The 24,456-nt window shown below is 46.8% G+C and carries 21 protein-coding genes; 18 read left to right on the plus strand and 3 right to left on the minus strand.

Going from position 1 to position 24,456, the window contains the following annotated elements:
• The 17 genes from tagH to VRK_RS21045 all read left to right on the plus strand — a co-directional run bounded on the left by tagH (position 1) and on the right by VRK_RS21045 (position 20,693).
• A complete protein-coding gene (gene tagH, locus VRK_RS15335) occupies positions 1–1,551 on the plus strand; it encodes a type VI secretion system-associated FHA domain protein TagH (RefSeq protein WP_059122173.1) in 1,551 nt (516 codons plus the stop codon).
• On the plus strand, positions 1,548–2,048 hold the full coding sequence (tssJ, locus tag VRK_RS15340) for a type VI secretion system lipoprotein TssJ (RefSeq protein WP_443083482.1): 501 nt from the start codon (positions 1,548–1,550) through the stop codon (positions 2,046–2,048). The genes tagH and tssJ overlap by 4 nt, the downstream gene beginning before the upstream one ends.
• 5 nt (positions 2,049–2,053) lie before the next feature.
• Complete coding sequence (tssK, locus tag VRK_RS15345; protein WP_059122174.1) at positions 2,054–3,388, plus strand: type VI secretion system baseplate subunit TssK; 1,335 nt, start codon at positions 2,054–2,056, stop codon at positions 3,386–3,388.
• Complete coding sequence (gene icmH, locus VRK_RS15350; protein ID WP_059122175.1) at positions 3,388–4,164, plus strand: type IVB secretion system protein IcmH/DotU; 777 nt, start codon at positions 3,388–3,390, stop codon at positions 4,162–4,164. The genes tssK and icmH overlap by 1 nt, the downstream gene beginning before the upstream one ends.
• A 22-nt stretch (positions 4,165–4,186) precedes the next feature.
• Complete coding sequence (gene tssH / locus VRK_RS15355) at positions 4,187–6,913, plus strand: type VI secretion system ATPase TssH (RefSeq protein ID WP_059122176.1); 2,727 nt, start codon at positions 4,187–4,189, stop codon at positions 6,911–6,913.
• Between the two features lie 2 nt (positions 6,914–6,915).
• Positions 6,916–8,451 carry a sigma-54 interaction domain-containing protein gene (locus tag VRK_RS15360; protein ID WP_059122177.1) on the plus strand — a complete coding sequence of 512 codons (1,536 nt, stop codon included), beginning with the start codon at positions 6,916–6,918 and terminating at the stop codon, positions 8,449–8,451.
• Positions 8,448–9,140 (plus strand): type VI secretion system-associated protein VasI, encoded by a 693-nt coding sequence (gene vasI / locus VRK_RS15365; RefSeq protein ID WP_231735789.1) that lies wholly within the window; start codon positions 8,448–8,450, stop codon positions 9,138–9,140. Before VRK_RS15360 ends, vasI begins: the two co-directional genes overlap by 4 nt.
• 8 nt (positions 9,141–9,148) lie before the next feature.
• Complete coding sequence (gene tssA / locus VRK_RS15370; RefSeq protein ID WP_059122178.1) at positions 9,149–10,552, plus strand: type VI secretion system protein TssA; 1,404 nt, start codon at positions 9,149–9,151, stop codon at positions 10,550–10,552.
• Positions 10,553–10,613: 61 nt separating this feature from the next.
• Entirely contained in the window at positions 10,614–14,117 is a 3,504-nt protein-coding gene (gene tssM / locus VRK_RS15375) for a type VI secretion system membrane subunit TssM (RefSeq protein ID WP_197413163.1), read from the plus strand.
• A gap of 62 nt (positions 14,118–14,179) precedes the next feature.
• Positions 14,180–14,890 carry a type VI secretion system ImpA family N-terminal domain-containing protein gene (locus tag VRK_RS15380; protein ID WP_059122180.1) on the plus strand — a complete coding sequence of 237 codons (711 nt, stop codon included), beginning with the start codon at positions 14,180–14,182 and terminating at the stop codon, positions 14,888–14,890.
• A 643-nt stretch (positions 14,891–15,533) separates the two neighbouring features.
• Positions 15,534–15,911, plus strand: a complete 378-nt coding sequence (locus tag VRK_RS15385) for a hypothetical protein (protein WP_059122181.1) — start codon at positions 15,534–15,536, stop codon at positions 15,909–15,911.
• Positions 15,912–16,234: 323 nt separating this feature from the next.
• The gene (locus VRK_RS15395; protein WP_059122183.1) at positions 16,235–16,654 is read left to right on the plus strand and encodes a DUF3010 family protein; all 420 of its coding nucleotides are present in this window, start codon (positions 16,235–16,237) and stop codon (positions 16,652–16,654) included.
• A 272-nt stretch (positions 16,655–16,926) separates the two neighbouring features.
• A complete protein-coding gene (locus VRK_RS15400) occupies positions 16,927–17,952 on the plus strand; it encodes an IS110 family RNA-guided transposase (protein ID WP_059122801.1) in 1,026 nt (341 codons plus the stop codon).
• A 508-nt stretch (positions 17,953–18,460) separates the two neighbouring features.
• Positions 18,461–18,691, plus strand: a complete 231-nt coding sequence (locus VRK_RS15405; protein ID WP_059122184.1) for a hypothetical protein — start codon at positions 18,461–18,463, stop codon at positions 18,689–18,691.
• A complete protein-coding gene (locus VRK_RS15410; protein ID WP_059122185.1) occupies positions 18,669–19,841 on the plus strand; it encodes an S-type pyocin domain-containing protein in 1,173 nt (390 codons plus the stop codon). Before VRK_RS15405 ends, VRK_RS15410 begins: the two co-directional genes overlap by 23 nt.
• Positions 19,838–20,326, plus strand: coding sequence for a hypothetical protein (locus VRK_RS15415; protein WP_059122186.1), 489 nt, complete (start codon positions 19,838–19,840; stop codon positions 20,324–20,326). Before VRK_RS15410 ends, VRK_RS15415 begins: the two co-directional genes overlap by 4 nt.
• 205 nt (positions 20,327–20,531) lie before the next feature.
• Complete coding sequence (locus VRK_RS21045; RefSeq protein ID WP_157371929.1) at positions 20,532–20,693, plus strand: hypothetical protein; 162 nt, start codon at positions 20,532–20,534, stop codon at positions 20,691–20,693.
• 78 nt (positions 20,694–20,771) lie between these two features.
• Here the strand turns inward: VRK_RS21045 and VRK_RS15420 are convergent, their stop codons facing one another.
• The gene (locus VRK_RS15420) at positions 20,772–21,224 is read right to left on the minus strand and encodes a hypothetical protein (RefSeq protein ID WP_059122187.1); all 453 of its coding nucleotides are present in this window, start codon (positions 21,222–21,224) and stop codon (positions 20,772–20,774) included.
• A complete protein-coding gene (locus tag VRK_RS15425; RefSeq protein ID WP_231735790.1) occupies positions 21,208–21,615 on the minus strand; it encodes a hypothetical protein in 408 nt (135 codons plus the stop codon). Before VRK_RS15425 ends, VRK_RS15420 begins: the two co-directional genes overlap by 17 nt.
• Before the next feature lie 217 nt (positions 21,616–21,832).
• Here VRK_RS15425 and VRK_RS15430 point away from each other — a divergent pair, with 217 nt between their 5' ends.
• Entirely contained in the window at positions 21,833–22,603 is a 771-nt protein-coding gene (locus VRK_RS15430) for an AraC family transcriptional regulator (protein WP_059122189.1), read from the plus strand.
• Between the two features lie 26 nt (positions 22,604–22,629).
• Here the strand turns inward: VRK_RS15430 and leuA are convergent, their stop codons facing one another.
• Positions 22,630–24,303: a 2-isopropylmalate synthase gene (gene leuA, locus VRK_RS15435; RefSeq protein WP_059122190.1), complete on the minus strand. Its 1,674-nt coding sequence runs from the start codon at positions 24,301–24,303 to the stop codon at positions 22,630–22,632.
• Positions 24,304–24,456: the final 153 nt, after the last annotated feature.

Consider the following 24,456-nt stretch of genomic DNA (forward strand, 5'->3'; position numbering starts at 1 on the left):
ATGATTCAGAGTAAACAGCCTTCCCTCAACATAATTGTCACCAATGTTCAGGTGTTGGAGTCCGGTTTGATCTCTCGGACGTCTTGGACGCCTGCGGGTGGAACAATCGGAACGGCAACAGATAGTTTTTGGCATCTGACGGATAAGAATGGGGCGATTTACCCGAATCATTGTGAAATTTTGGTCGTTGACGGTGCTTTTTGTGTGCGTGATAACTGCGGTGAAACCTACGTGAACGGTTCATCGATGGCGTTGGGTCGCAACAAGTTAGCCCGATTGGAAAACAAAGATGAAATTCAAGTTGGTCCGTACACACTCCGTGTCCATTTAGGTAACACCGGTGACGATGATATGGCTTCCAGCAATGTGTTGGAGCAGTTATTTGATGATGATCGTCATAGTCTTTTAGCTGACGATGACGGTGAAGCCGCGACTTTAAACCGTAGCGATGAAGTCGATCACAGTGTGACTGACCCATTAATGGCATTGGATGAACTCTCTCCGCAGAACAAAGATGACAGTTATGTGTTGATTGATGGTGATGACGATGAAGTTCGGCCAGAAGATGAAACCCAAGAACAACCTTTGCTTGCGGCTGAAGAATATTACCAGCGCCCGTTGCAGGAAACGCAGCAAGAGAACGGTGAATACGATATGACCGCGTCGATTAGTCTGAAGAAAATCTTCAGATTCGGGGCGTTAAAGTTGGGCAGAAAGCCCAAACCAGACGTACAGCAGGCAGCGCCTGTCAATACGCACAGTAACCACACCAATGCGACAGACAATCAATCTGTGCACAACCGATCTGTGAGTCATGGATCAGTCGATTATCAATCAGTGAACAACGAATCAGAGGGCTATGGGATGGATGAGAACGTACTCGATCTACTCGAAGAAGAAGTCGCAAAAAGCATGTCATCGACATCAGAACAGTCTGTTGGCACAAATCATCATGGGAAACATCTGCTGACCGGTCCGATGCTGGATGGTCTGGGTGTAGATCTGACCGATAGCCATGATATGGAAAAAATGCACTTCCTTTCCGAAGAACTGGGCTTGTCGCTGCAGGCATGTGTCAAAGGACTCCTGGATCTGCACAAGCAGGTAAATCATGGTCGTTTCGATATGATGAATCGCAATCTTCAGCCCATTGAAGATAATCCGCTGCGACTGGGTCTGTCTTATGAAGAGACCATGAAAACCATGTACGATTCGCAAAAGAGTCTGGTTCATTTGTCGGCACCGGCAGCTATTACTGAAAGTTTAAAAAGCATTCAAGATCACAACGAAGCGGTTCAGTATGCGACGACAGAAGCACTGAGTCAGATTCTGGCAGCGTTTTCACCACAGGTCCTCCTCCGTCGCTTTAACAATTATAAGCGTCCGAATGAGCAACGCAGCGACTCCGAGGAAGCATGGGCTTGGAATATGTATAGCAGCTACTACCAAGAACTGACGTCTAACCGTCAAAAAGGGTTTGAAAAGCTGTTTTGGGAAATTTTCGAACAGGCTTACGACAAGAAAATCCGTGAGAAGCAACTGGAGTTCTGATTGTGAAAAAGTTTGCTTGTGTTTTATTCGCTTTGCTAATGCTTACTGCGTGCAGCAGTAGTAGCAGTAGCACCCCGGCGGATGAATATAATCCGGCAGAAGCTCCGACAACAGTGACATTCAGTATGGTGACGGATGCTGGTGTAAACCCCAATATCTGGGGCGAAGCATCACCGGTGGAAGTACAGGTCTTTGAATTGGAAGATGATTCTATGTTCATGTCAGCTGACTATGACACGATCAAAGCCAACTATAAAAAAGCACTGCGCAGTAATTTCGTCAGAGATTACGACTACATGCTAATGCCTGGCCAGTTTAAGTTTGTCAATGCATTCAAAGTTGCTCCGGAAACGCATTATATCGGTGTCATGGCGCATTTTGCCGAACCGGAACTGAGTGAATGGAAGAAAGCGGTCAAAGTCCTGAATAAAGGCCGGGAGTATCACCTGCTGATGCTGTTCAAAGACTACGATGTTAAATTAGAAAAAGTGGAATAATCGAGATGTTTGCACGTAACCGTGTTATCTGGAACGAAGGATTGTTTATCAAACCTCAGCATTTCCAACAACAACAACGATATACAGAATACTATGTTGATGCACGGATGAATTCTGTCAGTGGCTATCTGTACGGCATCTCTGAGCTGGCATTAAATCCGGAATATCTGGCATTCGGCCGGATTGCAATTGAACGTTTATCGGGCGTCATGCCTGACGGTACAGTCTTTAACGTGCCGCAGGAAGATTCGCTCCCTGAACCGCTGGAAATTGAAGACGCCTCATTGGCCGGGCAACTGGTCTATCTGGCATTGCCACTGCGGACCGAATCGTTGCTCGAAGTCAGTTGGCCGGAAGAGCGGGGTACCGGGCGTTATGAAAGCCGCCGGATGGATGTCCGCGATGTCCAGAGCCGACAAGGCGACACCACGACGATTGATGTCTCTCCGGTTCGCATGCATCTGATGCTGGAGAAAGAAGATCGCAGTTCCTATGCATCATTTGCGATTGCCCGGATTCTGGAAAAACGTCCGGACGGCAGTCTGGTGCTGGATCCTGAATTTATCCCGTGTCATCTCAATTCGTCTGTCAACGTGACGTTGCATCGGGTGGTGACTGAAATCGCCGGGCTGATGAATGAACGGGCCAAAAGTATTGCTGAACGGATCAGCTCTCCCGGTCAGGGCGCTGTTGCGGATGTATCTGACTTCATGCTGTTACAGGCGCTGAACCGTTTACAGCCGCTGATTGAGCATTTATCCAAGCTCCGGACACTTCATCCGGAACGATTGTTTGAATGTCTGGCTTCGATCTGTGGTGAACTGGCAACGTTTACTGATGAAAGTCGTCTGCCGCCAGCCATTCCGGTTTATAACCATGACATGCCGACGGACTGTTTTATGACGTTGATTCGTCACATGAGACAAAGTCTGAGTGTGGTGCTTGAACCGCGTGCTGTGTCTATCCAGCTGGATAAACGGAAATACGGCCTCATGGTGGCGCCAATCCATGACACCAACCTCATGGAAGATGCCGACTTTATTATTGCGGTCAAAGCGAGAATGCCACTGGACGAGTTGCGTCGTGTGTTTGTTCAGCAGACAAAAGTCGCTTCCGTCGAGAAGATCAGAGAACTGATTTCTCTCCAACTGCCGGGTATCCCACTGACGCCGCTGCCTGTTGCGCCTCGTCAGCTCCCTTACCATGCGGGTTATACCTATTATCAGCTTGATAAATCCAGTGCAGCTTGGTCAATGATCAGACAGGCCAGCGGCTTCGCTTTCCATGTGGCAGCGGCATTTGAAGACCTTGACTTACAATTCTGGGCGATAAGGAGTTAATGGTGGTGCAGAATACGGGTGAACACATTGACAACCTACTGTTTGATAATGTGGAAAATATTAACCGGGATCAAGACTATTGGTTCCAGTTGCGGGGTGATAATTCCAATGTCCTGATTGATGCGGCGACCCCGTTATTTGGTCTGTCACTCCGGGTCCGGAGCATGACCAGTTGTCCGAATATCGAACAGATCTATCATCAAACGGTTGAAGAGATCAAAGCGATCGAAATCGAACTGACCGAGAAAGGTTTTGATAATGCCGTATTGATGGCTTATCGATACATCTTGTGTACGTTTCTCGATGAAGCCGTGATGGGCACTGAATGGGGATCGTCCAGTATCTGGGCATCACATTCGATGCTTTCCCGTTTTCATAATGAAACCTGGGGTGGCGAAAAGGTCTACACCATTCTTGCGCGTCTCGAAGGTGAACCACAACGCTATAAGCTGCTGCTGGAGTTTATTTATCACTGTCTGATCCTTGGCTTCGAAGGCAAGTATCGCGTGATGGAAAATGGTCACAACGAGCGCGAAAGAGTGATCAGTCATTTATACGATATGCTGGCCGCGCTTGAAGAGAAAAAGATTCAACCGCTCAACCAAGCGAATCAACATATCGTCGATGCCAAGTACCGTCTGAATCGCCAACTACCGGTTTGGTCAGTTTTTCTTGGATTCTTCCTGCTGTGGAGCGGGATCTTTCTGGGTTACACATGGTTATTGCACGAGAAATCTGCTGACGTTGTGAACCAGTTAAGTCAACTTCTTAATTAATTTTTTAGGCTAGGTGATCGCTGTGATCCGAATTGAATTACCCACTCTTATTTCAAAGTTAAACCAACAAAGTAAGCTGGCGCTTGAGCAGGCAGCTTCTTTATGTATCGAACGCCAACATCCTGAAGTGACATTAGAACACTATCTCGATGTTCTGCTGGAAAATCCACTTTCGGATATTCGAGTCATCCTCAAGCAGGCCAACATCGATTTTGAAAGTGTCAAACAGGCGATTGCCAGCTCGTACACCCGTGAACATGCACTGGACACCTATCCTGCTTTTTCGCCATTGCTGGTGGAATTGCTTCAGGAAGCCTGGTTATTGTCTACCACTGAGCTAGACCAACAAGAGCTACGCTCCGGTGCGATCTTTTTGGCTGCGTTAACTCGCGTAGACCGCTATTTGCCCGTGCGTTTGATTTCGCTATTAGAAAGTATCAACCGTGAAACACTGAAGAAAAACTTCGCTGCGGTTGTGGCTGATTCTTCAGAAACGGCTGTCGAAAAAACAGCTGAGAAACGCGGTGCAAAATCACCGCTGACGGAAGCAACGACACCATTACAGAAATATTGCTCGAATATTAGTGAACAAGCGCGTCGTGGCGAGCTTGATCCCGTTTTATGCCGTGAAAATGAAATCAATCTGATGATTGATATTCTCTGTCGTCGCCGCAAGAACAATCCGATTGTAGTCGGTGATGCCGGGGTGGGTAAAAGTGCCATGATTGAAGGCCTTGCACTGCGTATCGAAGCGGGCAACGTGCCTGACCAACTGAAAAATGTTGATATCATGGCGCTCGATTTAGGTCTGCTTCAGGCGGGTGCATCGGTAAAAGGTGAATTCGAGAAACGTCTTAAAGGCGTGATTGATGCGATCAAATCGTCTCCGACACCAATTATTCTGTTTATCGACGAAGCGCATACCTTGATCGGTGCGGGTAATCAAGAAGGCGGCGCTGATGCGGCGAACTTGCTCAAACCTGCACTGGCGCGTGGTGAGTTGAGTACGGTCGCAGCGACGACTTGGAAAGAGTACAAAAAATACTTTGAAAAAGATCCGGCGCTGACCCGTCGTTTCCAGCTGGTTAAGCTGGAAGAGCCGAGTATCAACCAAGCCGTTGATATCCTGCGTGGTCTCAATAGTGTGTATGAGAAAGCACACCATGTGTTGATCACCGATGAAGCGTTGAAAGCAGCGGCAGAACTCTCGGCTCGCTATATTTCAGGCCGTCAGCTTCCGGATAAAGCGATTGATGTGTTAGATACCGCTTGTGCCCGTATTGCGATTCACCTGACTACGCCACCGAAGCGTCTCGCGCAATTGGAAACCAATTGCTACCAGCGTCAGCTCGAAATCGATATGTTGGAAAGAGCCCAGTTCCTCGGCAGTGAAAATGATGTCAAACGTCTCGATGAGCTGCGTGCTCAGGAAGATCAGGACGAGGCAGAAAAATTAACACTGCTTGAAAGCTGGGAAAGCCAGAAAGCGCTGGTTGAGTCAATTATTGAACTCCGTTCACAGCTGATCGCAATGTCGTTTCAGCATGCTGAAGAAGCCGCCCAATCGGTTGAAGCCGCTCCATTTGAAGTTTTAGATGAGTTGGCGGAAGGGCAGGATGTGTCCGAAGAGCAGTCTTCGCAAGAGCAATCTCCGCAAGAACAGTCTCCGCAAGAACTGATGGCAGCGCTGAAAAGCGAGCTGAAAGAGAAGTATGCTGAGCTTGAAGCGATCCCACATCGTGAGCGTCTGATTTACCCACAAGTGGATGCTGACCAGATCGCTGAAGTCATTGCAGACTGGACCGGGGTTCCTGTCGATCAGATGAACACCGATGAATTGCACAAAATTACTCATCTGACATCGATTTTAGGCGAAACCATCAAAGGTCAGGATACGGCTATTGAACGGGTTCACCGTCATCTGCTGACTGCCCGTGCTGACTTACGTCGCCCCGGTCGTCCGAAAGGTGCGTTCCTGTTGGTAGGGCCAAGTGGTGTCGGTAAAACAGAAACTGTTATTCAGCTGGCAGAACAACTGTATGGCGGACAACAATTCCTGACCACGATCAACATGTCTGAATATCAGGAGAAACATACCGTTTCACGTCTGATCGGCTCACCTCCGGGCTATGTCGGTTACGGTGAAGGTGGTGTTTTGACCGAAGCGATCCGCAAAATGCCTTATTCGGTCGTGCTGCTGGATGAAGTTGAAAAAGCCCATCCTGAAGTGCTGAATATTTTCTATCAGGCGTTTGATAAAGGTGAGCTTGCCGACGGTGAAGGGCGGGTGATCGATTGTAAGAACGTGGTGTTCTTCCTGACATCGAATCTCGGTTATCAGACCATCGTTGATTATGCTGACGAACCGAAAATTATTGCTGATCGGTTGTATCCTGAACTGGCTGACTTCTTTAAACCAGCATTGCTGGCCCGGATGGAAGTGATTCCTTACTTACCGCTGAAGAAAGAAGTCTTGGCTGAAATCGTTCAGGCGAAACTGACACGCTTGGAAAAACTGTTCCAAGAGCGTTATGCCGCAGAAGTTGAGATTGCCGACTCACTGATTGAGGAAATCCTGACGCGGGCGACCCGTTCTGAAAATGGCGCGCGGATGCTGGAAGCGATTATCGAAGGACAACTGTTACCACCGGTTTCGCTGGCATTGCTGAACAAACTTGCGCAGCGTGAACCGATTAATCGCGTCTATCTGGCTGCGGTTGATGGTGAATTCATCGGTGAGGTTGAATAACGATGAACCGCTGGTTAACTTACGCGACCGATCTCGTCGGTATCAGAAAGCCGCAACAACTTGCGACGCTTTTTATCGACACGGTTTCACGTGAGTTGAATCTTGATACTTGCTTATTGCTTGTACCCAGTGCCGATGGGCGGACATTAGTCCCCCATCGGTCCGATCTGGAGATGGTTTGGTCGGTGACTGATTTTGATTGTCCGTTCGCCCATGTTCTCCAGTCCTCAAAACCGATGGCCTTGTCATTAGAGAGTTTGGTTTTCTGGCAGTCTGATCGAGCCTTTGTTCAGTTGACTGAATCGGTCGGTATGTTTGATGTTGTCCGCATCGTGCCGCTGCCACTGAATCAGGATGTTGTCAAGACACTGTTATTCCTGATTGGTGAGACGGAACATCTTCACCAGATATTTGCTGATGACGATTTTCGTCGTTATGTGGATGTATTCAGCCAACAGTGGGCTTTGTTGACCGATATCGAACGTGAAGAGCAGCATCAGCGCGATCTACGCGAATCACTATTCGATGTTGAGCGTGCCCGTGAACAGCAACGTCTGACTGACTCATTGTCCCGGACACTGGTCGGACAAAGTACACCGATGGTCAAACTCAGAGAGCAGATTGTCAGTGCAGCCGGCTCTCAGTTATCGGTCATGATTCAGGGTGATACCGGGACAGGAAAAGAGCTGGTGGCTCAGGCGGTGCATGATCTGTCTGAACGGGCAAATCAGCCGTTTATTGCGATTAACTGTGCGGCGATTCCGGAAAACTTACTGGAGAGTGAGTTATTCGGCTATAGCAAAGGGGCTTTTTCCGGCGCTGAAGCCGATAAGCAAGGGCTGATCGCACAGGCCAATGGCGGCACCTTATTTCTCGATGAAATCGGTGATATGCCTTTGGTTCTGCAAGCCAAGCTGTTACGGGTACTTGAGACGCGGACATTTCGTCCGGTTGGCGGTAAAGAAGAGCTGACCTCCGATTTTCGGTTGGTTTCTGCAACGCACGTCAATCTATTGAGCCAAGTTCGCCAGAAAGCGTTTCGACAAGATCTCTATTACCGGCTGTTTCAATATCCGATTACGGTGCCGTGTCTGACTGAGCGAATCGATGACATCGCATTATTGAGTCAGCATTTTGTTCAGTTATTTAACGACTCGCACGGGACTCAGATTCGCGGGTTGAACTATAAAGCGATTGATTGCCTGAAGCAGCACAGTTTCAACGGTAATGTGCGTGAGCTGAAGCATTTAATCGAGTTTGGATGTGCACAAACACAAGACGGCCATGAAGTTCAGGTGAGTAGTTTTATTCATCGGATTCTGCCTCGTGAAGAGGTCAACCTGTTTCAGGTTGAAGAGCCGGAGTCGTGCACTGTGATTAAAGATCTCAAACAGGCGATCCAGGATTTTGAATCAAAAATCATCAGAGAACGTCTGCGATTGTTTTCCGGTGACCGTGCCAAAGCGGCAGAAAGCTTGGGGATTCCCAAACGGACACTGGCTTACAAATGCCAGAAACTGGAGATTAAAGCGCCATGAAATTAGGAATTTCTCGCTCAGTCATGAGCTTGGCGACACTGATGTTATTTCCCGCGGTTGCAGCCATTGCGGCAACCGATCCCCAAATGCCGAAACCGGAGACGTTATCCAAACCGGAGCAGTTGGTCGAACAGGCAAGTCAGTGTCGCAGTGTCTCGGAGCGTCTGGAAAGATTACGTTGTTTTGATCGGGTGTTTGAAACGCCGTTGCATCTGACGCCAGTCAAAGAGCAGACGGTCGGGGCATCGGAGTCGTGGCTACATGCGATGGATTCATTGGCGAAACTTGGTGACGGCAAAATGATGCATCTGACCGAACAAGGGGATGATGCTTGGTTGATCCTATTGGCAGCAAATCCAGCATCACGATTCGCAGATGATCAAAAGCCGGTGTTAATGATGAGCTGTATTCACCGGATCAGCCGGGTTGAACTGGCACTACCGAGCGAAATCCCTGATGCAAGAGCCAAAGTCACGATCCAGCGGGAAACACAATACTGGCGTAGTGATGATGCAGGCTTGTTACTTTCCTCGGGACGCGGTATGCCGGCAATTAGTCTGATGAAAATTATGGCCGGGCAAGACAACACGGTGTTGCGTTCTAATTCAAAGGTGGTTGATGGTCTGACTTTCGATACCTCGGGTTTAAGCGAAGCACTCAAGCCGTTAAGAACACGTTGTGATTGGTAGCTGAAATTATGGAATTATCTGAATATCGCCCGTGCATTACCACACCGATTGAGGGAGAGAACCCTGTCGGTGAACGGTTGATCGACGATTCACTATTTGATTTTGTCGAAGATCAGATGATGAAAGTCGGTTCGCTGTCCCATGCCAGTGTGCAATGGGATGAAGTTGAGCACAGCGTTTTAAAACTACTTAAAGAAAAATCAAAAGATATCAAACTGTTGGTTTATCTCTTACAGTGTTTGCATCATCAAGTGACACCGGCGCGGTTTAATTTGTCTCTGTTTATCTGGGCTGATTTTATCTCCCTGTTCTGGGAAGAGAGTTATCCGGCACCGGGTCCGCGAGGCGCATTACCACGGCGTAAATTTTTTGGACAGATCATCCAGCGTTTTGGCATTGCCATCGACAAACAGGATTTCAACCGTTTTTCCGGCGAGTTAATGAGTGATCTGGAAAGTGCGTTGGAGAGTCTCAATCAGGCGGTGGAAACCAAAGGATTGGTAACGGAGGACTTTTCCGGACTCTTAAACACCATTCGCTCGAAAATGCGCTTGGCTGAAGAGCGCCAGCGTGCCGAACAGAAAGCACAGAAGCCGAAGTCACAACCGCAGCAGGACACCGCAACAACCAGCAGTCCTTTATCAGTTGACAGTTCCAGTGATAAAGCAGCCAGACAGACCTTGTTGAAAGTGTCTGAGTTTCTTGCTGAACAGGAACAAGGCATCGGGCTGGCAATTCGTTTGCGTCGTCATGCGGTGTGGTCCGGCATTCTCTCTGAGCCTGACCATAATCCGGACGGAGAAACCATGCTGCGGCCGATGCAGCAAGATCGCATCAAAGACTACCAAGATCTGATGCGTAGCCCTGATTTGTCCTTATGGCGCAAGATCGAACAGAGTCTGACGATGGCGCCTTATTGGTTTGAGGGGCAGATGATGAGCTATCAAATTGCCCAATCTTTGGATAAGAAAGAGTGGTGTCGGGCGATCCGGGAAGAAACGACTTATTTTCTTGAGCGTTTACCCAAGTTAAAAGAGCTGAAGTTTAAAGGCGGGCAACCGTTTGTTTCAGAAGAAGTAAATGTATGGCTGGGAGAGCAGGAGCAGGCGACCACGCAGGCTTCGGTGGTCGGAAGCTGGCAGGAAAAACGTAAGGAAGCATTTACTTTGGCAAAAGAAGCCGGAATTGCTGTCGCTCTTTCCATGATTAATGGCGGCCTTGAAAAGGCGGTCGAACCCCGGGATAAATTTTATTGGCGGATGATGTCTGCTGATTTGCTCAATGAACATGGTTTTTCAGCCATGGCCGAAGAGCAATATCAGACCTTGTATCGTCAGGCGGGTTCAGCAAGTGTTTCAGAGTGGGAACCCTCACTCATGCAACGATTAGAGAAATATTCAACGTCAGAGTAAGCGAAGGATATCGTCCATGTTGAAAAAGATTTTCGGGCTGCTAAAAAAATTAATGCCAAGCATGGTAGCACTGGTGCCGGCATTACTGTTAGTTAGCTTTATTTTAATTAATATTGCCATTTGGTGGGCTGGTCCATGGCTCACAATTTATGACACAAAACCATTAGCGAGTATTACTGCGCGGCTTTTTGCCAGTCTGCTCGTCTTTTTGCTGGCGGCCGCTGTATGGGGTTTCTGGCAGTGGCGGAAACTACAGAATTACGAAGCTGAACAACAAAAAGAAGAAATTTTCCGTCAAGACCCGATTAAACTGATGGAAGAGCGACAAGAAGTTGAGCTCAATCAGGTGATTACCAATATGCGTAAGAGTCTGAAGAATAAGCGCGATTTTCTCTACTCTTCCCCTTGGTATCTGGTGCTCGGTCTGGAAAATGCCGGTAAAACCAGTCTGATTAACCGCTCCGGACAGAACTTTACCCTGTCTTCAGTGATGCGAGCTTCGGGGCAGCGCAGCGAAAATCAATATTCATTTGACTGGTGGATCGGCGACAAAGCCGTAGTGATTGACCCCGATGGTGAGTTGCTGACGCAAGGCAACCGTGATGAAGACAATGACGGTGAGATGGAACGTCGTTTGTGGAAGCACTTTGTCGAATGGCTGGAGCGCACCCGTAGCCGTCGTCCGTTGAACGGTATTGTGCTGGCTCTGGATGTGTCGCATCTGGCGACAGCTAAAGCCTCTGAACGAAAAGCCTATGCCAGTATTCTGCGTGCCCGCCTGCGCGAGTTGATGGAAACCATGTCAATTCAGTTACCGGTCTATATTGCACTGACCAAACTGGATCTGCTCTATGGCTTTGAACCCTTTTTCAGACACTATTCCAAAGCAGAACGAGAAGAAGCATTAGGATTTACTTTTCAACTCAATCCGAATGATGACCAAGATGCTTGGTTAGGAGAGTTCGAAAACGATTATCTACAGTTCATGTCAACCATTAATGACATGCTGCCAAAAGCGGTTTCCGTGCCGATGGAAGCAGAAGAACGTCATGGTGTTTACAGTTTCAGCCGTCAAATTTCCGGGCTGAAAGATATTCTGACGCAGTTCTTCCGCGAAACATTGGGCAATGACCAATATTCCTTGTCTGCTGTGGTTCGCGGGGCTTACTTTACTTCGGTGTATCAGCAAGGTGTGCCGACCAATGCGTTTGATGATGCGGCCTCGCGTCGCTATGGTTTAGACCATGCGATCAATCGTGCGCAAATCGCAAAAAATTCGACGGTCTATTTTACGTCGCAGTTATTTAGCAACATTATCTATGCCGAGTCAGGTCTGGCATCGGACAACCGCCGGGTTGCCAAGCGCAAACGGCGTCTGATGATGTTGTCGGGCGTTACCTGCGCCATCGCATCATTATTACTGTTTGGTGCGTGGCAACGTTATTATGCCGTCAACGTTGCCCATGCGGATGCGGTACTGACCAAAGTGAATGAGTTTAAAAATGAGTTGCCGAAGAATATTTATCAGGCATCGCAACGCGACATGCTCGACTCGCTCAATAAAATTCGGCAGGCCACACTGGAGTTTGGTTTCTTCCGGAATAAGTCGAGATATTTTTCAGATATGGGTCTGTATCAAGGTCACACCATCGGGCCGATGGTTGAAAAGACCTACCTGAATCTGCTTGAAACCCGTTTTCTGCCGATCCTGCTCTCTGATGTGATCGTGAAAATGAATGAAGCCGACACCGAAGTTGAAAAACTGGATGCGCTGCGGGTTTATCGCATGATGACTGACAAAGAAGGGCGTTATAAAGACATCGTGCTGGATTACTTCGGTAAATACTGGCAGAAAGAGTTCCCGGCACGCCGTGCGGTTCAGGAAGAGCTGATGGGACACTTGGATTATGCGATGGATCATACTGACCTAACCACGGCGCGGAAGAATGGTGATCCGAACGCTGAGAAGATTATGGGAGCCTACGATCAGACCATCGCTAAAGTTCAGACTGCGCTCAATGCAATGCCGAACAAACAGCGTGTCTATCGTAACCTGAAGTTGAATGCACCGACGGTACTTGGCCCGTCACTGAACTTGCGTAATCTGGTGGGGCCGGTATTTGACCTCGTCTTTGATGAGCGGGTGATGAACGGCGACGGACTATATATTCCGCAAATGCTGACTAAACGTGGCTTTGAAGATTACTTCATTCCACAGGTCGAATCGGTGTCGAAACTGGCGTTGATCGATGGCTGGGTTCTGGGACAAAACCGTTCTGCGGAGTTCAGTGAAGCGGACAAACAAGATCTGCGGGATAAAATCCGGGGACTGTATGTGGCCGACTATACCAAGACTTGGCGTGCTGCTTTGGCAGAAGTGGATATCAAATACTTCAAAGATATCAACGATGCGGTGACCGTACTGGATAATATCACCAGTAGTGTTGAGCCGATTCAGCGTCTGTTGAGAACACTGGAAGCCAACACTAAAATGATCGCGGGTATTCCCGATGATTCTGCGGCACAGAGCGAGCTGCTGAAATCACCGAAATACCGGGTTGCCTCGATGATTGATACCCCGTTTGCCGATCTGAACGGCATGTTGGATGCAGTCGGTGACAAGCCTGCTTATATCACCGAAGTGATGGGCGCGATTGATGAGCTGAAGCTGTATCTGAAAGGGATTCAGGCCTCTCCGGATATGGGAATGGCCGCGCTGAATGCGACCAAGGCGAGAATGAAACTGGTGAACGGTGATCCGATTTATACCCTCAGACGGGTGGCATCGGGACTACCGGCACCACTGGATCGCATCCTGACCAAACTGGCCGATGAAAGCTGGTATGTGATCAAGCAAGAAGCGGTTAAGTATCTGGAAGTGCGCTGGCATGATGACGTTTATCGCGTCTTCCGTGAAAAACTGGCAGATCGCTATCCGTTCAATCCAAACTCAAACAAAGATGCATCATTGACTGACTTTGAAGAGTTCTTTGCACCGAACGGTATCTTAGACAGCTTCTATCAGAACCAGTTGAAGATCTTCATTGATGAGAAAGTCGGCTTGTCTGATGCAGAAAGCGGTCAGAGTGTGGTGAAATCTGAAGTATTGGAGCAGATTGAACGGGCACGACAAATTCAGGATGCATTCTTCAACCGTAAAGGTGTACTGGATGTGAGCTTCTCGATTGAGCCGATTCGCCTGACGGGCAACAAACGTCGCAGTGTACTGAATGTTGACGGGCAGTTCTTGTCATACAGTCATGGTTCAAGAGAAAACGTCGAACTGATTTGGCCGAATACGCTGCGTGATTCTGCGATTTCTAAGATTACGCTGATCCCGACTAAGTCGAATCTGTCGCCACGGAGTATTATTATTCAGGGACCATGGGCATTCTTCCGCTTACTTGATGCGGGTGACGTACTGGCTGCAAGTACCACCTCGGTTGACTATAAGTTTACGGTTGATGGCGGTGACATGGTGTATCGCATTAACTCTGAAGCCGATGTAAATCCGTTTACCCAGCGTTTGTTTAAATCGTTCAAACTCTCAGGTAATCTATATTAATACTCAACAAATTGCGGAGTGCCTTCGGGCACTCCCTGCATTGATTAGGGCAATTTAACGCCATGTCCCCACGACTATTGATTGAAAACACACCTTTCATACTGACAGCAGAACAAGAAGAACTCCACAATCACGCCCTGTATCAGGCGGTTAAAAAAGAGATCTATCGTGAGCGTTCTCCCTTTGCGGGCGGCACCGATTGGGAACTGGTCAAACAGAACAGCGAACAGTTGGCGCAGGTCACCGGGCTTGATCTGGCGATGAGTGTCTATTACAGCATTGCTTGTCTCAAGCTGGATGGATTGCGGGGATATACCAATGGGCTGGAGCTGATGTATGGCTGTCTGGTGAGCCTGAAAGAGGAGATCAAAGAGAGCGATAAGTATATCGAGCGTTTATTCCATTGGGCCAATGCACAAGCATTGATTGAACTGCAAAACCTCCGCGCCAGTTATGAAATGCTGCGTGAGCTTTACCGTTGTGAACAGTTGTATGATCGCATCAGCTACTTACTCCAAGCGGAAAGACCGGGTGTGAAAGCTGATTTTGAGTCGATTGGGTATCTGATTTTTGAACAGATTGATCGACTGGAAACCTGTTATCAGGTCGCTTTAAAGCGGCGTGAGTTCACCGAAAGCGGTCGCCCGGCAGCGGTAGTCAAGGTCACCCAACCGGGCACGCGCTGGTGGAAGCTGATGTTGATGTTTGTGTTGGGCGGCGCGATTGCCGGCAGTGGTGTGTACTGGTGGTTATTGCAGACACTTGGCAGTTGAATGACTTTTTAACGGTATAGGTTAGAATGATTGAAAGCCCCTGATGAAAGGGGCTTTTTTCGTTTTACAGTGTAAATAGTGGGGATTTGTTGTATTGCTGTTGGTTGTTGTAGTCTCCGGCGTTGCAGTTTGACGCACAATCAGCGTCAGTGATTTCAGAGACATTGGTGCCCAGTGCGCCAGTTACTCTTGCAGAGATGCAAGCATAACCAGAAAATCTTTTTGTTTGGTTTGGTCACGCGTTGTTCAGAACCAGCTTTTACGGGCGTCCTGCCCGGAAAAGCCTAATCATTCATCCGTGAATGGTTTTCTTCGGTGGGTGGTTGATTTGAGTGTGGTGAAACACTGAATCAACGAAGCTTAATTGATCGATGTACTCATGAAATGTCATTGTATATCAACAAATCAGCACATCACCTCTTTTACTGACTGTTAAAACGTTGCTGTTTCTTGCAAACCCTACCTATATCAAAGAATGTCATGTTTGTGTCAATTATTTCTGGATGTTTTCCGTAACTTATTCAATTCTATGTACGGTGTCTGAGTGCTTATAGGTGAACCAATGGAGCTTATCTGAGAAGGGGACGACAGCAAGTTATACGGCAGGTGCTTTTTAATAATTGTTATACCTACAGGAGGATTTATGCTTAGTAAAACTGAAAAGAAGGTAAGGAAAATACTTATCAAAGTGGCTAGAGGATTATTAGATACTTATCACTTTCGAAAAATTACTTACAAAGAACTTTGGTTGACACAATATCCCAAGGAAACATGGGGGCAAGGACATACTCCGGAAGTCGTTGAATGGATTGTTAATATATCAAATGCTGATACAGATAACGGGTTACCGCCACTAAATGCTCTCGTTGTGCGTAAAGATACATCTGAACCGGGTAAAGACTGGAAATCTTGGCATAAAAGTGTAGGGAGTCCGTTTGAGTCTCAAGCACATGCACAGGCAGCTTGTTGGGCATATTGGCCGAGTATGCATGTAGTCGAAACATTCTATAGGAAGCGCTAGTAAAGGTATAACAAGGTGCTGAAGCAGATGTATTTGGTACTACTTATTTTGGTGTTAGGTTTACGGTAAAAACAGGAGTGTATATGCCAGCAGTTAGAAATATTGTAAGGGACTTTCGTGTAGAAGAAGCAAGGGCAGAAAGGAAGTGCCATGCGAATTCCTCGCACAAGATTCTCGCAGGAGAAAAGCACTTTGCATACGATGATTTAGGTAGAATTAATATATGTAAAAAGTGCGCGGATAGCGTACTTAAAGTTGCATCGGATCATATAGAAAAGGTTAGGATTGAGTTGTCTAGATAATGTAATACATAGGGTTTTCAAATGAGAAAAATATGCGGTATTGAGTTAAAAGGGCATGAAGCAATACTCACTGTGTTAGAAAAGCAAAACGATGATAGTTTTGCAGTCAAAGCAATTGATAAAAAGAAAATTGCATTGAAAGACAGTGAGAACAGAGAATGTATCAAAGAGTTTAAAAAAGAAATAAATGATTTTTTTGATACTAACGACATAAGCAAAGTTTGTATTAAAAAACGCAGTAAAAAAGGAGATTTTGCCGGAGGCGCTGATACTTTTAAAATGGAAGCGATAATTCAAGATTCAGATGTCGAGGATGTAATATTAATCTCTCCTCAAGCGATTTCTTTGTATCAAAAAAAGAACGACGCAGATGTGCCTTGTGAGCTCAATAAGTATCAACACGACGCATATTTAACAGCTTTAACTGGTGCCAAAAAGTAAAACCTTACAAAAATGAGTATAGCGTCGATAGTTAATTTTTTTCGCCATATTCGCATCCAAATCCCAACTTGATCGATGCTCTCAGGGTAAAATTCATGGATGAATTTTAAGCTTTTCGTGAGCAGGAGAGAATAAAAGCGACCCTGATTACGCGCACCGAACTCAAAAAAGATGCTTTTGGTTACTTTAATAATATGGTCCGCCCAACCTCACTCCCAAGCAACATCTATGACTATGCTTGAGAGTAACCCTGACAACTGAGGTGTACCATGATGAGTAATATACATATTCTCGGCATCGATCTAGGCAAACGCACATTCCATTGTGTCGGACATGACCGACATGGACATGAAGTGCTTCGTAAAAAATTAAATCGTGCAAAATTGCTGCTATTTTTATCTGATTTACCGACAACAACAATTGCATTTGAATCCTGTGGTGGCGCTCACTGGTTGGCTCGAAAATGTAAAAGCTATGGGCATGAAGTAAAACTCATCCCGCCTCAGTATGTAAAACCCTATATCAAATCAAATAAAAATGATTACATTGATGCATCGGCGATTGCTGAAGCGGCCTCCCGTCCCTCAATGCGTTTTGTCGCAATAAAATCGGAAAATGCTCAGGTGATAAGTGTCATTCTCCGAGCCAGAGATGCTTACCTCAAAGAGCGTACAGCGACGATGCTCAGGATAGGCGCGATTCTTGTTGAATTTGGACTCAGTCTTCCTAAAGGTCACGCAACTATGAAAAAGTTATTTCAATGGCTGGCTGAGCAACATGAATCCCTCCCTCATTTATTGATTCTTGAACTGAAAGAGCTTCATGAACATTACCTGTATTTGAGTGAGCGTATTCAAAGGCAAGAGACAAAGTTAATTCAGATGACGGCTGAAAATGAAGTTGGCGAGTTACTGATGACCATACCGGGAATTGCTCATATCACAGCAAGCACTTGTCTGGCGGCGATAGCCTCTCCGAGTCATTTTAAGTGTGGTCGGGATATGGCAGCGTGGATAGGACTTGTTCCGCGACAATATTCAACTGGTGGGAAAAACACGCTCTTAGGGATTAGTAAACGAGGGAACAAACGGCTCAGAACACTGTTTATTCATTGTGCCCGCTCAATTTTGTCCAAACCGGAAACGACGGGGAAATGCTTTGAATCATGGCTCACGAAACTGAGAGCGACCAAACCTTTTAATGTTGTGATAGTCGCACTGGCAAACAAACTGGCGAGGATCGCGTGGGCGGTGATGAATACACATCAAGCGTTCAACGCCAGGATGCTTGTTTCTTAATCAACTCAATAACGAACCAAATTTGCAATGATAATGATGACGACAACGGTCAATCGGCCAGATAGAAAACCTGACGATGTCAATAGCACTTAGCATGCTTATCCTTTTGTAAGGATTATCTGGCGCAGATATCATCGTGGAGCTGGAATGCGGGAGCATCCAAGAGAGACTCCGAATACATTAGCGCAAACCATCCCCGTTAAAATTATAGTTGCAAAAACGGGGCGGACCATACATTGACATCTATCAAAAGTAACTGGGGCGCAGTCGGAGATGCAAATGAGATCGAAGAAAGTCATTGCGTCCCAAACCACAACCTAATGATAATAAGCAGAATTTACCCCGTCTTCCCTGTTATTCCCATTCCAAAAATAACCACTCCCCATCAAAACCCCAAATTTAAACATGTTTTATAAATCCATTTGAGTATAATTATTGATTCGTATGAAAATAAATTTATCAGTAAGCATCCATCGATAAAACAATCACGGCTCAGTCAACAACGTCAATGAACTATCAAACAACTCAAATCTATAATCTGATGAGTTATGAATTTGCTCAAGTTGAAGGGGATTTTGCCTCCTTACGTGAGTCAGAGATGAAATCCGTTATCCCTGCTGGAATGCGCTTTGCTGATTTTCTTGAACAACTTCACTACGGTCATCAAGTGTTACTGACGGATGTGCCATCGGTTCCGTTGCTGATTCCGGATCGGGATGAATGCCTCTGTTTCTACTGAGCCTTATGTCGAACGAAAAACTGTGAAACTCACTTTAGAAGAGCGGCTGGTCAGGCAGCGTCAGGAACGATTACGAGAGTTGGATAAAATCCCACTGCCTTCATCTGCATGGCAGAACGTATTTAACAAACCGCCAGTCAAACCCTCCCGTTTCGCCAAATCTGCGCTGGGGGATTATGCGGCTTATACACTGGCCGTCGGGCAGGGGATTAGTGCTGCTTCTGAAGAAGCTTTTTTGACTCGTATTGGTGGTGCGGCATTGGCAGAACTGCCGGGAATGGCGCTGAAAATCGTCGGGCGAGCCGGAATGTTGGCTGCATTTGTGCCGAACAAATTAGCGGACAGTACGCTCTATAGTGCAGCCGATATGCGCAATAAAGACATGGTTGAAACCAATATTCGCTTAGGATTCAATGCGGAAGGGCGAATTTACGGCTATCACGTCAATGGGACGAATATCCCTAAGCGTGAAGTAAAACAGGTTGGTGAGCGGTTTGTCGTCGAGTTAGAGCCGGATATCACTATTGAATGGGTGCCGATCAGCGGCGATTTCGGCGGTAAACCGATCCTTGTCAATCCTATCCCGGATATGGAAAAGTTCGATATCTGGATTCATCCGGAAGCGGAGCAAGGCCAAGAATTTGATAACACCTACATTACGCCAATTGCTGATGCAGATCTGCAAGACTATATTCTGACTTTTCCGGCAGAGACTGGGTTACCGCCGTTGTATGTGGTGTATAATTTGACACCTAAAACGCGATTACCACGAACGAATGGACGGTGGATTCAAGGTGTGCCCGGTAATGGGCTATGGCAGTCTGATTTAGATGTAGTCAACAGAGTAACCAACGGTGAGGCAATCCCCTTTAAAAATGGGAGACCGATTTTTGATAAATGGTCAAAAGGTCGTCTTATCTTTGAAAATGGCGTGTTAGACGGGACGAAAGACGATTTCACTAGAGTTTATGATGAAATAGCAAACGCTAAAAATCTTTCTAGTAGTCATGCAGCAAAAAACCTTTTGAGAGATAAAGGATTAACACCTCACCATCATACTTTAACTGAAATACAGCTTATTCCGACGGACTTACATAGTAATATTCCACATATTGGTTCAGCATCAGACATGAGGTCACATAACAAATGATCAACATAGAGAAAAAACTTGAAGAACTCAATGTGATACTAGCTATTGAAGAGGTAAATACCGCGCTTCCACCTATGCCATCTAGTGCGAGTCATATTGTTCGCCACTACAAGAGATCAGTTCTTTTTTCTGAAAATGTCATTTTTAAACCGCAGTACAAAACGAGTTTAGAAGGCAGGAATGGAGATCTGTCATTAGAGGTTCTGTGGGGAATAGAAGATAGTCCTTTTAACATCGAGAAAGCCAACCAAAGTTTGAAAAATTTAGAAGCAGAGAGTGACCTTTACTCAATTGGCGGTAGTTCAGGAAGTAATCATATTTGTGTATCAACGGATGACAATGCCATTTATTTGTTCACGAATGGTATTGATATGACAAGGTTTAAATTATTTGATCATGCTGATGATTTTTTTAATGCCCTGACAATTGAAAAAAGCAGTGGTTCGGACAACTCTCAAACGGTATCTGTTCAATTGGATTTCTAGACTTAGTCAGCTTGCGGAGGCTGTTCATTCTTGGTGTCATAGCTCGAAGCCGAAGCCTGAGAAAATCATTGGGGAAAAAAATAAAAAAGAACCGCGTCGCATTTTACCTTTGAGCCGTGCTAAAACGATGATAAACGGTGTTTTTTGCTGAGTGCTTCTTTTATGCTAGCGCTATTCATCCACAACGAGCCTCAATACTGCGATTATGAAAACATCTCTCGATCATCTGCCCGAATATAAACAGCGTGAGCTGGCGGATATCTCAACGATTCTGCGCGATACACTGGAAGATTACCTGCAAGGCAAACAGGGCAGTAAGAGTGAGTTTCACATTCTGAAAATTATTCTGTTTTTTTCATACTGCTGAATATTTTTCACATACTACTCTGAGTAAATTCTTTTTATAGCCCGCTTTATTGTTTCTATCATTCAGCAATCACCGTGCTCATCTTTCCCGAAAATGCAGCTGCTCAGCAACTTTACCCAAATTGAAAACGGAGATACTTTGGCTTAGCCTGTGCAGTTGGGCAGAATCAAGATTCTCAACCAGCGTTTTATCCGGTGTACTCAAGAACCCCATTTCATCAAAGAGTTTGAGTAGAGTTTTGTTATGTTCATCAGAGAGTGCTTGCTTAAGCTGAGCCTGTTGTTGAGCCGAGCATTGGTACATTTTTTCCTGATAAATATACAGCACAACATATTTCTGCTGAATTGCGCTGAGTGAATGAAACCAAGCATCGTCTTCGGGGAATCTGACCGAACTATTTTGCTCTTGCGCCAGACACTGGCCGTAAGCTTTGTCCCATTGAGTGAGTGCTTGAACACTATTGACCCGATTCGCACAACCACTCATCAACAGCATGATGAATAGATAAAAAAGGCTATAACGCAGCTTCACTGATACATCTCCAGAATTCTCCTTCTTTTCCGCCAGTATACCAACTCATGGGTTCTGCAACAGAACGGATTCTATAGCGAACGATTTTCGGCACAGAACCCATAGCATCGCCAAATGTTTGCCAATCATATTCGCGAATATTAATTCCAGTCTCTAGTGGACTACTGGTGATACTCGGACTCATAAAAATCTGAACAAACGGGATAGAGCCCATGGCTGTACTGAAAAGATTAGCATGGTACATGATGTCATGAATCTCAAACACAGCACCTTTGCTCTGACGACTCAATTTTAAATTATCGATTTCACAATACCCCAGTTTTGCCATGCTCTTTTGAATTGTATAAATAAACTCTAATGAGAATTTTACCTGCAATTTTTCGTCAATCACAGTCTTTAAAGCGGGCAATCGGTGGTTATGAGAGGTGTTGCCTGAAAATAGATATCGATATTCACCGAATGGTCATTTGGAAGTATTGGACTCGACCTATTGTCATATTCTTTTTGCAGGGTCTTTTGATAAATCCAATGCACCAATACCGGGTTTGACAACCTGCTGCCGATTGGCTTTAAATACCCGAAACGGCTGAGGATGAGCGGGGTAACTGATGAAATTTTGTGATGAAGCGTTGGGGCCGCCAATTATTGCCTATGCCCATAATTATTCTCACGGAGACGTGGAAGCGTCTCATATTCATCAGTGTGCCCAGTTTTTACATCCCTTGAATGGGGTGATTCGTGTCGATACCCAAGCGGGCGCGTGGGTGGTGACGGCGAATAAGGGGTTGTGGATCCCGGCAGGGGTCTCTCATAGTCTGCGAATTACCGGCGATGTGCGCGTTCGCACACTGTTTGTCGATCCGATGGCGCGGGCCGATCTGCCGAATACCTGTGTGTTATCGACGGTCTCCCCGTTGCTGACCTGCTTAATTGTTGAAGCGGTTGCTCTCCCGGATATCCGTATGGCGGGCACCCGGGAAGAACGTATTTTTGAATTGATTCTGGACGAATTACGTCGTTTGAATCCCATCGATTTTTATTTGCCTCATCCGAGTTCTGAAGCGTTGATCACGCTCTGCCGTAATCTCTCGGAGCGTCTCTCCCATCCGTGGACGGCTTCTGATGCTGCCAAATCGCTCGGCCAGAGTGAGAGAACGGTATCCCGTCGCTTTCAGCAAGAGCTGGGATTAACCTTTACCGAATGGTTACGTCAGAAGCGTTTGCTCCACGCGTTAGAACTGTTAGCCAGCGGCTGTAGCGTGTTAGATACCGCCTTAGCCATTGGCTATGACAGCCCGAGTGCATTTAGCGCCATGTTTAAAAGCCGCACCGGGTTATCACCGAGTGAATATTGTCCGCCGACCCTGTCTCTAGCGTGAGTGAGCGCGCTGAGTTGATGCCTGACCTAGCTCGCCTGTATGAGCTGCGCATAGGCATTCAGTAGTGCCTGTAGCGAGGCTTTGGTGGCATCTTCTTCAATGGCGACGCCGAAAATACTCACATTCGACCTTGCAGACTGCAACTGAACATAACTCGCCGCTTTACTGTGGGTTTGGGTGCCCAGCGTATGTTCGTGGTAATCGACCACATTAGCCTGACAGTCAAATTGCTCCATTAATCCGGTTAATAAGGCCGACATCAGCCCGATACCACTGCCGACACAGACGATCTCTTGCTCGCAGTAACGGATCTGTGCCTCAATCTGTTGCCCGCCCGCGGCGGGGTGGGTGTGATAGCGTTGCAGGCTCATCACTGGCTGGTGAACTAAGCCATAAGCGGTGCGGAACAGTTGCCATAACTCGGCAATGTTCATTTCGCGCCCGGTGCTGTCGGTATGCTGTTTGACCCGTTGGCTTAAATCGACCTGAAGCATTTTGGGCAGGTGCAAGCCGTGATTTTGTTGTAGTAACCATGCTGCCCCGCTTTTTCCGGACTGGCTGTTGACCCGAATTACTTCTTCATAAGTGCATCCCAGATCCATCGGGTCGATGGGTAAATAGGGGATATTCCAGTGGTTGGGTGAGGCGCCTTGAGCGTAGGCAAATCCCTTTTTGATTGCATCTTGGTGAGAGCCGGAAAACGCGGTAAACACCAGTCTGCCCGCGTAAGGATGGCGCGGATGCACCGGCAGCTCGTTACACTGTTCGACCAGTTCAACTGTCTGTTGAATGTCGTCGAAGCATAATTGTGGGTTGATCCCCTGAGAGTAGAGGTTTAAGGCCAGCGTCACCAAGTCAACATTGCCGGTGCGTTCCCCGTTGCCGAATAAACAGCCTTCGACCCGTGTCGCCCCGGCGAGTATTGCCAGTTCAGCACTGGCCACCCCGGTACCGCGATCATTATGCGGATGGACACTGATAGTGACATGATCCAAGGAATCAAAGTTGTTGATGAAGTGTTCGATTTGATCGGCAAACACATTGGGAGTGTTGCGTTCCACTGTGGTTGGCAGGTTGATAATCAATGGCCGTGACGCACACGGTTGCCATACTGCGGCTACGGCCTGACAGATTTCAAGCGCAAATTCCGGCTCGGTAAAGTTAAATGTTTCCGGTGAATATTCCAGCGTCCAGAGCGTTTCAGGATGCTGTTGACACAAATCCCGGATCTGCTGCGCGCCTTTGACCGCCAGCGCTAAAGTGGCCGCTTGATCTTGGTTGAATACAATTTCGCGAAAAGCGGGCGCGGTGGCGTTGTATAAGTGAACAATCGCCTTGGAAGCACCGATCAGCGATTCGATGGTTCGCTCAATCAGATCCGGTCTGGATTGGGTGATGACCTGAATGGTGACATCATCAGGAATCAAGGCGTTGTCGATCAGTTGGCGGACAAAGTCGAAATCCGTTTGTGAGGCGGAGGGAAATGCCACTTCAATTTCTGTGAAGCCACACGCAACCAGATGGTCAAAAAACTTCAGTTTCTTTTCGATATTCATCGGGTTCGCCAGCGATTGATTACCATCTCTTAAATCGGTCGAGCACCAACGCGGTGCTTGTGTCAACTGTTTCGACGGCCAGGTTCTTTGCGGAAACTGGATCACCGGTGCGGGCACATATTTGTCTGAAGGGGGGGCTAACATATGAATTGTCCATCGGTTTGAAAAGGGAACATTCATGCTAGAAGGGTTTGTGAATCATATCTGAACAGAAGTTGACAGGAATCGTCGGGTTTTGGACAAAATGCAGTTGAGGCGGTGTATCGTCAGTTTGGCAAACGTCCCTGCTTAAGCATA

Origin of the sequence: Vibrio sp. MEBiC08052 (genome assembly GCF_001506075.1) — a bacterium.
Classification (GTDB): domain Bacteria; phylum Pseudomonadota; class Gammaproteobacteria; order Enterobacterales; family Vibrionaceae; genus Vibrio.

What these genes read in the sequence shown, in the direction of transcription:
- tagH (WP_059122173.1), top strand. Translation starts at nt 1, where the DNA reads ATGATTCAGAGTAAACAGCCTTCCCTCAACATAATTGTCACCAATGTT.
- tssK (WP_059122174.1), top strand. Translation starts at nt 2,054, where the DNA reads ATGTTTGCACGTAACCGTGTTATCTGGAACGAAGGATTGTTTATCAAA.
- icmH (WP_059122175.1), top strand. Translation starts at nt 3,388, where the DNA reads ATGGTGGTGCAGAATACGGGTGAACACATTGACAACCTACTGTTTGAT.
- VRK_RS15360 (WP_059122177.1), top strand. Translation starts at nt 6,916, where the DNA reads ATGAACCGCTGGTTAACTTACGCGACCGATCTCGTCGGTATCAGAAAG.
- vasI (WP_231735789.1), top strand. Translation starts at nt 8,448, where the DNA reads ATGAAATTAGGAATTTCTCGCTCAGTCATGAGCTTGGCGACACTGATG.
- tssA (WP_059122178.1), top strand. Translation starts at nt 9,149, where the DNA reads ATGGAATTATCTGAATATCGCCCGTGCATTACCACACCGATTGAGGGA.
- tssM (WP_197413163.1), top strand. Translation starts at nt 10,614, where the DNA reads ATGGTAGCACTGGTGCCGGCATTACTGTTAGTTAGCTTTATTTTAATT.
- VRK_RS15380 (WP_059122180.1), top strand. Translation starts at nt 14,180, where the DNA reads ATGTCCCCACGACTATTGATTGAAAACACACCTTTCATACTGACAGCA.
- VRK_RS15385 (WP_059122181.1), top strand. Translation starts at nt 15,534, where the DNA reads ATGCTTAGTAAAACTGAAAAGAAGGTAAGGAAAATACTTATCAAAGTG.
- VRK_RS15395 (WP_059122183.1), top strand. Translation starts at nt 16,235, where the DNA reads ATGAGAAAAATATGCGGTATTGAGTTAAAAGGGCATGAAGCAATACTC.
- VRK_RS15400 (WP_059122801.1), top strand. Translation starts at nt 16,927, where the DNA reads ATGAGTAATATACATATTCTCGGCATCGATCTAGGCAAACGCACATTC.
- VRK_RS15405 (WP_059122184.1), top strand. Translation starts at nt 18,461, where the DNA reads ATGAACTATCAAACAACTCAAATCTATAATCTGATGAGTTATGAATTT.
- VRK_RS15410 (WP_059122185.1), top strand. Translation starts at nt 18,669, where the DNA reads ATGAATGCCTCTGTTTCTACTGAGCCTTATGTCGAACGAAAAACTGTG.
- VRK_RS15415 (WP_059122186.1), top strand. Translation starts at nt 19,838, where the DNA reads ATGATCAACATAGAGAAAAAACTTGAAGAACTCAATGTGATACTAGCT.
- VRK_RS21045 (WP_157371929.1), top strand. Translation starts at nt 20,532, where the DNA reads ATGAAAACATCTCTCGATCATCTGCCCGAATATAAACAGCGTGAGCTG.
- VRK_RS15430 (WP_059122189.1), top strand. Translation starts at nt 21,833, where the DNA reads ATGAAATTTTGTGATGAAGCGTTGGGGCCGCCAATTATTGCCTATGCC.
- leuA (WP_059122190.1), bottom strand. Translation starts at nt 24,303, where the DNA reads ATGTTAGCCCCCCCTTCAGACAAATATGTGCCCGCACCGGTGATCCAG.